Below are 12415 nucleotides of genomic sequence, written 5' to 3'. Positions count from 1 at the left end.
AAAGAAGAATCATGAAGAATAATAAATATATAGTTCTGTTTTTAGCTCTCTGTATAGGCATGATCTCGTGCAATGAAGATGAGTTTTTAGAAGAAGAGGTTTTTGATTTCTACAGTGCCGATAATTCATATGTTACCGCTGATCAATTTAATGCGGCCGTTACGCAATTATATAGTACTACTGACGAATATACGATTTGGGGGGCTTTGACCTCGATGTTTTTGTATCAATACACTTCAGATGTAGCTTATGCTGCCAACGGAGAGAATCTAGGTATAAATTCCTATAGCAATGCGCTGGTACCGGAGAATGCATATGTTAGAATAATGTGGCAAAGATTTTATGAGATCATTGCTAAAACAAACGCTATTCTTGATCGTATTGATGGAGAAGAAACCGAGTTTGAATCGGAAGCCCAAAGAACAATTTTAAAGGCTGAAACAATGTTTTTCAGAGGTAATATGTACCGTCTTTTGGCACATCAATATGGAGGAGTGCCTTTGGTCCTTGAAGAGTTTTCGGAACCCAAAAGAGATTTTGTAAGGGCGACCCAAGCCGAAGTCTATGCCCAAGTTATTTCCGATTTAGAATTTGCCGCAGCGAATCTGCCCGATGTAAGTGAACTAGGTGATGAGGTAAGGTTGACCAATGCTGCTGCCCATCATCTGCTGGCAGAAATTTACAATACGATCGGCGAATATGACAAAGCTATAGAGAATGCCTCGCTGGTAATCAATAACCCTAGCTATGCGTTGATGACCGAACGTTTCGGCTCTCGTGCTGACGAAGAAGGAGATGTGTATTGGGATCTTTTTAGAAGGGAGAACCAAAATAGAAGCGCCGGTAACACTGAAGCAATATGGGTGGCACAATATGAATATCTGGCAACAGGAGGTGGTAGAGGTAGTATCATTACCCAGTTTTTTGGTCCGTCTTACTATAATCTTCAGGGAGATGATGGTGTTAACCTATTTTTAGGTCCTACAACACAAAATGGAGGTAGAGGTATTGGGTGGTTTGCACCCTCTGATTATTTATTGAATGGAATTTGGGAAGATAGCGATACCGATATGAGAAATTCCGAATATAATATCATTAGGGATTTAGTAGTGGACAATGAAGATTCTCCTTACTTTGGGCAGTATATTGTAGCGAATAACCTTATTCGGCCAGAAAATAATTTATACAATAAAAACTGGACGGCCATTTTCTCTAAGACTACGGTAGCGAATAATTTTCCAGAAGAACTATTTGTTGATGAATCAACCGGTGAGGTGACTAGAAATGCAGCCTCTACTTTTAGAGATCACTACCACATCCGTTTAGCCGAAACCTATTTGCTTAGAGCAGAAGCTTACTTAGGTGCAGGTAATACTTCGGCAGCTGCAGATGATATCAATATGATTAGGGCACGCGTAAACGCACCCCTTATTTCTGCTGCAGATGTTGATGTTGATTTCTTGCTTGATGAGAGATCAAGGGAGTTGCTTATGGAAGAATACCGTACTTTAACACTCAAACGTATGGGTAAATTGGTAGAGAAGGTGCAAGAACGAAATCCGTGGTATAACGGAACATTTGATTCGTCGGCCCAAATATATGACTACCATGCTTTGTGGCCCATACCCCAACAAGAAATTGAGAGGAATACAGAAGCGGTATTGGAGCAAAACCCAGGTTATTCTAATTAATAAAATGATTCTAGTAAATGGTTAATCACTAAAAAAAGAGCAGAACATTCGAGTTCTGCTCTTTGCCATTCTTGACCAACCCGTCTAATTCTAATCGTATCATAGTTTACAAGCACCAGCCATGTTCAAAAAAAATAATTTTTACCGTTTTCTCTTAGTTCTATTTTCTATTGCATTTTTTAGTTGTAAAGGAGAAGTTCCGGAAAAGGAGAACAACAGACAAAAGATAAAATTCGATTTCGATTGGAAATTCCAAAAGGGTGATTTTCCTGATGCCAAGGAAACTGTTTTCAATGATGCCGACTGGAAATCCGTTGATGTTCCCCATGATTGGAGTATTGCAGGGCCTTTTAAAAAAGATAATCCTGCCGGAAATGTAGGTGCCTATGCCCCTGGTGGCATTGGGTGGTATCGGAAGAAATTTCACTTAGACAAGGCTGATTCGAATTCGAAAATCACAGTAGAGTTCGGGGGTGTTTATATGAATAGCGAAGTTTGGGTTAACGGAAATTATCTGGGCAAACGGCCGTATGGTTACATTAGCTTTGGTTATGATTTAACCCCTTACCTGAACTTTGATGGCGATAATGTATTGTCGGTCAGGGTCGACAACTCAAAAGAACCGAGTGCGCGATGGTTTACGGGTTCTGGAATATATAGGCACGTTTGGCTTATGAAAACGAATAAACTTCATATTGCACGTTATGGGGTCTATGCTACTACACCCACCGTATCAAAAGACTTGGCCACGGTACAAGTAAAAACAAAGGTTGAAAACGAGTCGAATGATACAAAGATGTTTACCGTTGTCAATTCGGTTTACGGTGGCAATGGGAAATTGGTGGTGCAACAGGAAGTTGAAACGGAATTGTTAGGTAATACGGAAGAAGAAATTCTTCAAGATATGAGTGTGAAAACCCCGAATTTATGGTCTCCCGAAAATCCATATTTGTATACGCTAAGAACGGAGGTGAAAGTTGACGATGAGGTTATCGATCAGGTATCGACCAATTTGGGTATTCGCACTTTTGAGTTTTCTGTGGCCAATGGTTTCACATTGAATGGTGTTCATACCAAATTAAAGGGAGTCAACAACCATAGCGACCTTGGGGCGCTGGGTGCTGCTATGAACGACAAGGTGCTAGAACGAAGACTGAAAATTTTAAAGGAAATGGGTTGCAACGCCATTCGTACGGCTCATAATCCGCCCAGTGAAGTGCTACTGGATCTTTGCGATAAGATGGGCTTTATGGTTATGGACGAGGCGTTTGACGAGTGGTTGGAATCATGGCCCTTTGGTCGTAAAAAGAAAGAGGGAAAAGCAAAATATGGGTACCACTTGTATTTCGAGGAATGGGCTGAAAAAGATTTGACCGAATTGATCAAACGCGATCGTAATCACCCTTCAATTGTATTGTGGAGTGTAGGAAACGAAATTCCCGATGCATGTTTTGAGGTAGGCACCGAACGTTTAAAAAATCTTATGGCGGTAGTTCGTGACCATGATGCAACCCGACCAATCACCTGCGGAATAACCCATATGCATTTGGCCAATGAAACGGGGTTTGCAAGTGCTTTGGATATTACCGGTTACAATGGTGGTGGTGGGTCTGTCTTTATGTATCAAAAAGATCATGAAACATATCCAGAAAGAAAATTCATAGCAACGGAAGTGCCGCATACGTTTCAGACCCGTGGTGTTTATCAAAGCCAGAGTTGGTATAGGGGAAAAAATCCTTTAGGGGGTATTATGAAGGTTCCCGATTTGGCCGAAGAAGAGGTGTTTGGTGAAATAAGTAAATATTATAGTTCTTCCTATGACAATTCAATGGTGCGTATTTCTGCCAGGGATTCATGGAAATTGACAAGAGATTTACCATATATGGCCGGTGAGTTCAGGTGGACCGGTTTTGATTATTTGGGGGAATCAATGTTCGGATGGCCCGCCAAACTTTGGAATTTCGGCATCATCGATATGTGTGGCTTTCCAAAGGATACCTATTATTTTTACCAAAGCCAGTGGACCGAAGAACCTATGGTACACATACTTCCGCACTGGAATTGGGAAGGAAAAGAAGGGGTAAAAATACCTGTAGTAGCTTATTCTAATTGTGACAGTGTTGAGCTGTTTTTAAACGGAAAATCCTTGGGAACAAAAGAAATGGGTGATGAAATGGATTTGGTTTGGAAAGTACCGTACACGCCTGGAACATTAACGGCCAAGGGAATGATCGACGGCAAAGTAGTAACCGAAAAAGTGATCGTTACTGCTGGGAAGGCATCCAAAATAGAATTGTTAGCAGATAGTGATACGGTTAATGCAAATGGAGAGGATGTAGTACATGTTGAGGTGAATATCTTGGATAAGGAAGGCAATTTTGTGCCGGACGCTTTAAATAAAATAAAATTTACGGTGACCGGTGAAGCTACAATTTTAGCAGTTGATAACGGAGACCCAAAAAGTGAGGAGAGTTTCTTTGGTGATACAAGAACAGCTTTTAACGGTAAATGCCTAATCATTGTAAAAACAACTAAAAGTGCAGGGAAATTTAGTATAACTGCTGAAAGTGATGGCTTGGCAAGTGCTTCCGTTAGTGCAAAATCAATTTAATAAACAGTTTATGAACATGACATTCGGCTATTTATTCAACAATGCTAGGTATTTGAATTTTAAAAATTTTAGATACGGTGTAATGACCAACCTTTTGGTAATCTTATATGCTGTTTTGTTCGGGCAACAAAGTTTGGTTGCACAATCGTCCGATACAAACATGCAGCCCAATACAACAATGTGGTATACGCAGCCTGCTGCAAATTGGATGGAGGCACTGCCCATCGGAAATGGCAAACTGGGTGCTATGATTTTTGGTGGTGTGGAAAATGAGCATTTGCAATTAAATGAGGAGTCCGTTTGGGCGGGACCTCCAATACCTGAAAACCGTGTAGGGGCGTTTTCGTCTATTGAACAGGCTAGGGCATTGATTTTTCAAGGTGATTATGTAGCCGCCAATAAGATTATGCAAGATAGCGTGATGGGTCCACGTATAGCCCCTCGAAGCTATCAACCCCTGGGCGATTTACGCCTTGATTTTGAATTTTCGGGAAAGGCTTCGAATTACAAAAGAGAGCTAGATTTGAAACAAGCAATAGCAAGAACCACTTTCACTGTTGATGGAGTAGAATATACTAGGGAATATTTTTCCAGTGCTGTCGAGAATACCATCGTGGTTGTGATTACTGCAGACCAGTCTTATGCTATTTCCTTAGAGCTTAAAATGAATCGTGCCGCAGATTTTGAGGTCGCGAATGTGGGTAAGAATAGATTAAAAATGTGGGGTCGGGCAAGTCAAAAGGGCAAGCATCTCGGAGTCAAATATGAAACTCAGGTAATGGCGGTTCCAAAAGGTGGTGATATGACCGCAGCAGATGGGACTATCAAAATTACCAAAGCAAATTCCGTTGTTCTTTTTATATCGGCAAAAACGGACTATAACAAAGAGGATCCATTTGTTCCGTTAAAAGATAATTTAAGTAGTATCTGTGCTTCCATTTTGAAAAAAACGGCGAAAAAGTCAGTCAAGAAATTAAAGGAAGAGCACGTTGCTGATTATCAAGCATATTTTAATCGGGTTTCCATTGATTTGGGAGATTCTGATAATATAAACATACCGACTAATGAGCGTTTGGAATCGGTGGTTAATGGTGCCGATGATTCTGGTTTAATGGAGCTTTATTTTCATTTTGGCCGGTATTTGTTGATATCGTCATCAAGACCGGGAAGCTTGCCTGCCAATTTACAGGGCATATGGAACCATCATATAGCAGCGCCATGGAATAGTGACTATCACACCAATATAAACATGCAAATGAATTATTGGCCAGCGGAAGTTGCTAATCTTTCGGAGTGTCATGAACCCTTTTTTGAATTTATAGAATCTTTGGTGCCTTCAGGTCAAAAAACCGCAAATGAGGTATACAATAGTGACGGTTTTGTAGTACACCATACAACCGATGTATGGCACTGGACCGCCCCAATTGGAAAAGTACAATACGGAATGTGGCCAATGGGCGGAGCTTGGTGTACACGTCATTTTATGGAGCACTACAGATTCACGGGAGATTTGGGTTTTCTAGAGAATCAGGCTTATCCTATAATGAAAGAGTCTGCCAAGTTTATGTTAGACTGGTTGGTTGCCGACCCAAGGTCGGGTAAATTGGTTTCTGGACCGTCTACTTCCCCTGAGAATAAATTTTATACGCCTAAGAGTCCTGAGGAATTTGCCAATGTAGACATGGGGAATGCCATGGATCAAGAAATTATCTGGGACAATTTTACCAATGTTTTAGAGGCGGCAAAAATATTGAATATTGAAGATGAGTTTGTGAGCCAAGTCAGCGTGGCACTAGCCAATCTTTCGTTACCAAAAATAGGTTCTGATGGTCGTTTGATGGAATGGTCACAAGAGTTTAATGAAGTCGATAAGGGGCACCGTCACCTGAGTCATTTATACGGATTATATCCTGGTAGCCAGTTTGACGCAAAGAAGACTCCATATTATATTGATGCGATAAACCGAAGTATTGAACATCGGTTGGCTAATGGCGGCGGCCATACCGGATGGAGTAGGGCATGGATTATTAATTTTTATGCACGCCTTGGCAATGCGAAAAAGGCCTACGAGAATATCAAAGCCCTGCTCGCCAAGTCAACGGCAACCAATTTGTTCGATTACCATCCTCCTTTTCAAATCGATGGTAATTTTGGAGGTACGGCGGGTATTGCAGAGATGCTATTGCAAAGTCATGAAACGGATACAAATGGAAATGCCATACTAAACTTGTTACCTGCATTACCATCAGAATGGAATACAGGTTCTATTTCCGGTTTAAAAGCAAGAGGCGGTTTTGAAGTAGACTTAACTTGGGAGAACGGAAAATTAAAATCGCTATCCGTTACAGCCCAAAAAGATGGTTCTTGTACAATTCAAAAAGGAAACTTGATAAAAGACTTGCAATTGACCGCGGGAGAAAAACAAACACTTACGGAATTTTAAGATTTTCAAGATGATCAAAAAGAACATATATAAATTAGTTTGTATTTTCTTGCTGTTTCCTTTTATAGGATGCACTCAAAAGGCCGAGGACGAATTGGACAATGATCTCGTGCTTTGCTATAAAAATCCAGCAAAAAAATGGACAGATGCCTTTCCATTGGGTAATGGTCGGCTTGCGGCAATGAACTTCGGAGGTACTACCGTAGCGAAATTTCAGCTAAACGAAGAGAGTTTGTGGGCAGGAACACCCAGTAACCCTCGTGCAGACGATTACAGGGCCAATCTTACCAAGGTACAGGAATTGCTGTTGCAAGGTAAAAAGGTTGAGGCGCATGAGTTTGGACTGGAAAACTTGACCGCAACGCCAACGTCCTTTAGGTCCTATGAACCTTTAGGTGATTTATTGATACGTTTTGCAGATTCGACCCATGTTTCCGATTATAAGCGAAAATTGAATTTACAAACGGGTATCAGTAGCGTGTCTTATCGTATTGAAGATGCCGAAATTTTGCGTGAGTCATTTATTTCTACCGAAGATGACGCTCTTTTTATCCGGCTTTCGGCCTCTGGCAGTAAGAAAATAAACTGTACCATTTCACTTGAACGCCCGAAAGATGTTCGAATTATGGCCGAACCCGACGGAAAACTTCGCATGATCGGTCAAATTGTGGATATAGAAGCGCCGGAAGCCCGCGACGACAATGCCGGGGGATCAGGAAAAGGCGGAAAACACATGAGCTTCGCTGCTGGGCTTCATGCTAAAACCGTAAACGGGAATGTGCGAAATTTGGCTAAGGAACTAGTCATCGAAAATGCCGACGAAGTACTGATTAAGTATACTGCCGCAACCAATTACAACCTTTCCCGGTTAAATTTTGATCCGGCTATCGACCCTGAAAAAAAGGTTAGGGAAATACTGAAAAATGCCGACGGCAAATCTTGGCAACAGTTAAAGAAGCATCATAGTGAAGAGCATTCTGAAATGTTCTCTCGTGTACAGTTTGAACTAGGTGCATCGCCCAACGATTCTTTACCAACGGATGAAAGATTATTGGCATTTAAGAATGGCGCAAAAGATAATGGCTTGCCCGTGCAATTGTTTCAGTTCGGACGGTATTTATTGATGGGAAGTTCACGGGGCCCTGCCATACTTCCGGCCAATTTACAGGGAAAGTGGAGCGAACGAATGTGGGCTCCTTGGGAAGCCGATTATCACTTAAATGTCAATTTGCAGATGAACTACTGGCCTGCCGATGTGACCAACCTTTCAGAAACTATGGCCCCGTTGGTTAATTGGTTTGAGCTTATTACAGAAACGAGTAAACCTCTGGCAAAGGAAATGTACGGCTCCGATGGATGGTTTTCGCACCACGCCTCCAACCCCTTCGGAAGGGTGACTCCTTCGGCATCGACCTTGTCTTCACAATTCAATAATGCGGTTTTAGATGCACTGCCTGGCGCTTGGATGGTCATGAACCTGTGGGACCATTATGAGTTTACGCAAGACCAGGTGTTTTTAGAGAAACGATTATACCCCCTATTGGCCGGGGCTAGTGAGTTTATATTGGATGTTTTGGTTGAAGATACCGAAGGCGTGCTTCATTTTCTGCCTTCGGCTTCCCCTGAAAATCAATATAAGGATCCCAATACCGGTGAAATGATGCGAATTACCACGACATCGACCTATCATCTTTCCATCATACAGGCGGTATTCAAAGCAACTTTAGAAGCCAACTCCATTTTAGGAAATAAGGATGATAGTTTGTCTGACCGGATTGTCAAGGCCAAAAAAGCCTTGCCTAGCTTGCCTATCGATGCCAGTAATGGAAGAATGATGGAATGGCGCCAACCCTTGGAGGAAAAGGAACCGGGGCATCGACATTTATCGCATCTACTTGGGCTACACCCGTTTTCGCTTATCACGGAAGAAACACCTGATTTGTATGAGGCGGTACGTAAAAGTTTGACATGGAGAGAGCAGAACGGTCATGGCGGAATGGGGTGGGCCCATGCCCATGCCCAATTAATGCATGCCCGGCTAAAGGAGAGCGAAAAGGCGTATAAGAGTCTCGAGACTTTGCTGACACGTGGAAAGAAGACAAGTTTGATGAATACTATTGGACCATTTCAAATTGATGGTAATTTAGGGGCTACCGCGGGTATTTCCGAAATGCTGATACAAAGCTACAGAAAGACGGAAGACGGAAATTATATTCTAGACCTATTACCTGCCTTACCAACGCAATGGGATAGCGGCAAGGTATCAGGTCTTAAGGCAAGAGGAGGTTTTGAAATCGCTATGGAGTGGAACGCATCTAAGTTAACCGTGCAAATTTCATCACAAAAAGGCGGGACATGTACTGTTACTGCAAGAGGTAAGACCGGAAGCGTAGAACTAAAATCCGGAGAAACCAGAGAACTACTTTTCTAAATAGGTTCTAGATATATTATCTCATAGCATTAGATTATAATTACGAACGGGGCTACTCTTAAAAGTAGCCCCGCTTATTTTGCATTAGAAATTATACCGATTACCGTTTAGAAATGTATAGCTTACTGTGCATCTTTTACTGCTGTGTTAAGATAATTTCCTTCTTCATCAATAGTATCAAAAGTAAGTTGCACACCTGTTCCATTTTCCGAAGGCGCCACTTTAATATGTAAAAATCCACCAATGGGATTTTCTTGTATGTAGGGCTGTCGAATAAAACCTAACGGGTCTGTTGAACCTGGGTCTCCGGGCTTTCTGCCAGGTCTTGAATTTTGACCATTTAGGGTTCCCGTCCCAAATTCTTCAAAACCGGCAGGATGGATAGAATGGTACTGCCAATGGCGATCTCCGGTTATGATATAGAAATTGCTGTCTAAATTATGTTTCTTCAACCAATGGAAAAAGGCATCGCGTTCCTGTTGAAAACCACCATAACTAACGTGGTTATCATGTTTTGTGGCGTCATCGGGACCAACAAGCGGTGAAGCGACAATGAACAATTTAAAAGTGGCATCACTGGCAAGTAAGGTTTTCTTTATCCAGTCTAATTGTTCTTTTCCCCAAATAGATTTATGGGGTCCGTCCGGAGCGTCGTTAGGGTCCCTGTAATCCCTTCCTTCCGGCATCCAGATCTGGAGGTGTTTGTTTACCTGTCTGGTACGGTAAGTTACTGCACTATCATCTTCAAAAACCGCTATCGGTGCCTGTTCCAAAAAAGTGGCTCTGGCCAAACTTGGTGAAGGCTCTTTGCCATTTTCTACGTTGTCACTATCATTATATCGGTACTCATGATCATCTTTCATGAGGTAAACCGGCACATTTTCCAAAAAATGCTTCATACGGGGCATGGCCATTTGGCGATGCCACTTGGCACGTAACTCAGGAAGTGTTTTTGCTATGCCCGTATTTGGGTAATCATAGTAAACGGTATCGCCCGTTTGAACCCAAAAATTAGGTTGTAATTTAGACATGACTTCCAAGGCCGGAAACCCTAACCTTTGATCGTCACCTTCTGCGGCCTTACTTCTGCTTCCCGCCCTAAGTGCCCCTCCTCCCAGAAAAAATTTACCCAAATTCATGCAGGAGGTAGCCACAAATGAAACCGGTTTTTCGGAGTCGGGTGTCTGTAAGGTTGAAAATTGGCTAGTAGGTCCTTTCCCAGTTTTTGATGAAGTAGGACCAAATGTTACCCGCATAAAATAAGGCGTGTCAGCATTGAGTCCTTCTATTTTATATTTGACAACAAAGTCTCTTTCAGCGGTAGCCTCTAGCCAAGGTGAAGTTTTTGCTTTTTTGAATTTTGGATTGTCCGCAACTTCAAATTTTGCAAAGCCACTGGTTCCATGAATGTCATAACTTAGAAGCGCTTCGGCAGAATCGAAACCATTTTTGGGCATTTCGTTCATGCTCGTAAGTCGCGTTTGTAAAATGGCCGTAGATTGGGTTACTTCCCCTACCATTTGAGGAAAACTGAACATTGCCGGTCGGTCATCGATAAGTTCATAAGGCGGTTTAAGAGATAATGCCGTTGCGCCAGCTCCGGTTAGTTTTATAAAATTTCGTCGTTTCATCGCTGAAGATTATTTTCGGGGGTTTTCATCACAAAGAACTGTAGTTATTTGGCAGGGGTAGATGCTTTAAGTTTTGATGACTTCAATGCATTCCAATCTGGTCCTTCATCCCTAATAGCTATCCACTCTTTAATCATAATAGGTTTAAGATGCGCTACCGTTTCCGGTTCAGATGCGGCGATATCTTTTTGTTGACCGGGATCTTTAGTGAGATTGTAAAGGGCAAATTTTACAGGTACCGAAGATTTCATCCATTCAACAAGGGTGCCTTCTTCCGTTTTTTCAGGGAACCATCCTAATAGCGTATAATTTTCATAGCGCATGGACATGTGCGGCATTCTAAAATAGGTGTCCTCATGGGTGGGGAAAAGCCATAAATAGGGTTTGTTTCTTTCCGTTTTTTCGCCGAGGAGAGCGGTAAGGGCATCTTTTCCGTCCATAGTCTTGCCCGTTGGTAATGCTATCCCCGCAAGTTGGGCAGCAGTAGGAAGAAAATCAGTTGCAACTACCAACGCATCGCTGGTAGTTCCGGCTGGTATTTTTGCAGGATAGCGAACAATGCCTGGTACACGATGTCCTCCTTCATACGGATACCGCTTCATACCTCGGTAGATGCCAGGCGATCCAAAACAATAATCTCGAATAGGTTCTTCCCAGGTTCCCTGTGATTCCTCTAGATTAACGGGGTGCTCCGGACCGTTGTCGCTTGTGAAAATAACCATGGTATTGTCATAAGAATTTTCATCTTCCACTGTCTTCATTAAATTGGAAAATGCGTTGTCCAATTGCGAAACGGTACCATAATATTCTTTCTTATTTTGGCTTATATCATATAGCGTACGATCTACTCCTCCATATTTTATGGTCTGTTCCAAACTGGCTACGGTGGCATTGTTATAGATGTTGCTGAATTTCTCCGGTGGGGCAATTGGTGTGTGGGGCTCATGTGTTGAGACGACCAGTAAAAACGGTTTGGATTTATCCCGTATATTGGTAAGCCAGTTTGTGGCTTCTTGGGTAAGCACATCTACATACCATCCGTCGGTTTCGCCAACTTCTTCACCATTACGTAAAAATTTACCGTAATTTTTAGGACCTGTAAAGGCATTATGGGTAGATGCGAACCAATAATCAAAACCTTGGTCACCAGGACCTGGTTCATCATGTTTTTCGGACTTTTCAAGTCTGGACAAATGCCATTTTCCCATAAAAGCGGTTTCATAGCCCTCTGCTTTTAAAAGCTCAGCAATGGTAACTTCCTCATTTTGTAAATGAGCTCCATATGCACCTTGAATGTAATAAAAGCCACTTCTGTATGGATTTCGCCCGGTTAAAAGCCCAGACCGGGAAGGGGAGCAGACTGTTCCTGCCGAATGGCAGTCGGTGAGTAGAACACCTTCCGAAGCAAACTTATCTATGCCCGGTGTCTTGATTATAGGGTTGCCATAACAGCCAAGATCACCGTACCCCAAGTCATCTGTCAAATAGATTATTATATTCGGTTTTTGTTCGGTTTTCTCGACTTTTTTAGAATTGCAAGATGAGCTCAATAGTATTGTAAAAAGAAGAAATGCATAATTGATGTGGGTAAATTTAAACTTCATATAC

6 protein-coding genes are annotated in these 12415 nt (G+C 42.1%); 4 read left to right on the top strand and 2 right to left on the bottom strand.

Annotation, left to right across the window (positions count from 1 at the left end):
• The first annotated feature begins 11 nt into the window (after nucleotides 1–11).
• The 4 genes from AACZ88_RS12180 (at nucleotide 12) to AACZ88_RS12165 (ending at nucleotide 9176) form a co-directional block, all read left to right on the top strand.
• The gene (locus AACZ88_RS12180) at nucleotides 12–1691 is read left to right on the top strand and encodes a RagB/SusD family nutrient uptake outer membrane protein (RefSeq protein ID WP_339710534.1); all 1680 of its coding nucleotides are present in this window, start codon (nucleotides 12–14) and stop codon (nucleotides 1689–1691) included.
• A gap of 121 nt (nucleotides 1692–1812) precedes the next feature.
• Complete coding sequence (locus AACZ88_RS12175) at nucleotides 1813–4302, top strand: glycoside hydrolase family 2 TIM barrel-domain containing protein (protein WP_339710531.1); 2490 nt, start codon at nucleotides 1813–1815, stop codon at nucleotides 4300–4302.
• A gap of 10 nt (nucleotides 4303–4312) precedes the next feature.
• Complete coding sequence (locus AACZ88_RS12170; RefSeq protein WP_339710528.1) at nucleotides 4313–6745, top strand: glycoside hydrolase family 95 protein; 2433 nt, start codon at nucleotides 4313–4315, stop codon at nucleotides 6743–6745.
• Nucleotides 6746–6755: 10 nt separating this feature from the next.
• The gene (locus tag AACZ88_RS12165) at nucleotides 6756–9176 is read left to right on the top strand and encodes a glycoside hydrolase family 95 protein (protein WP_339710525.1); all 2421 of its coding nucleotides are present in this window, start codon (nucleotides 6756–6758) and stop codon (nucleotides 9174–9176) included.
• A 122-nt stretch (nucleotides 9177–9298) separates the two neighbouring features.
• Here the strand turns inward: AACZ88_RS12165 and AACZ88_RS12160 are convergent, their stop codons facing one another.
• Nucleotides 9299–10807: an alkaline phosphatase D family protein gene (locus tag AACZ88_RS12160; RefSeq protein ID WP_339710523.1), complete on the bottom strand. Its 1509-nt coding sequence runs from the start codon at nucleotides 10805–10807 to the stop codon at nucleotides 9299–9301.
• A gap of 44 nt (nucleotides 10808–10851) precedes the next feature.
• Nucleotides 10852–12411, bottom strand: coding sequence for a sulfatase-like hydrolase/transferase (locus AACZ88_RS12155; protein ID WP_339710520.1), 1560 nt, complete (start codon nucleotides 12409–12411; stop codon nucleotides 10852–10854).
• Nucleotides 12412–12415: the final 4 nt, after the last annotated feature.

Origin of the sequence: uncultured Kriegella sp., assembly GCF_963975415.1 — a bacterium.
Classification (GTDB): domain Bacteria; phylum Bacteroidota; class Bacteroidia; order Flavobacteriales; family Flavobacteriaceae; genus Kriegella.
The sequence above is the reverse complement of the archived record's forward strand: the minus strand, read 5'-3'. Positions and strand labels throughout refer to the sequence as shown.

Coding starts and splice junctions, on each gene's coding strand:
- AACZ88_RS12175 (WP_339710531.1), top strand. CDS start 1,813: ATGTTCAAAAAAAATAATTTTTACCGTTTTCTCTTAGTTCTATTTTCT.
- AACZ88_RS12155 (WP_339710520.1), bottom strand. CDS start 12,411: ATGAAGTTTAAATTTACCCACATCAATTATGCATTTCTTCTTTTTACA.
- AACZ88_RS12180 (WP_339710534.1), top strand. CDS start 12: ATGAAGAATAATAAATATATAGTTCTGTTTTTAGCTCTCTGTATAGGC.
- AACZ88_RS12170 (WP_339710528.1), top strand. CDS start 4,313: ATGAACATGACATTCGGCTATTTATTCAACAATGCTAGGTATTTGAAT.
- AACZ88_RS12160 (WP_339710523.1), bottom strand. CDS start 10,807: ATGAAACGACGAAATTTTATAAAACTAACCGGAGCTGGCGCAACGGCA.
- AACZ88_RS12165 (WP_339710525.1), top strand. CDS start 6,756: ATGATCAAAAAGAACATATATAAATTAGTTTGTATTTTCTTGCTGTTT.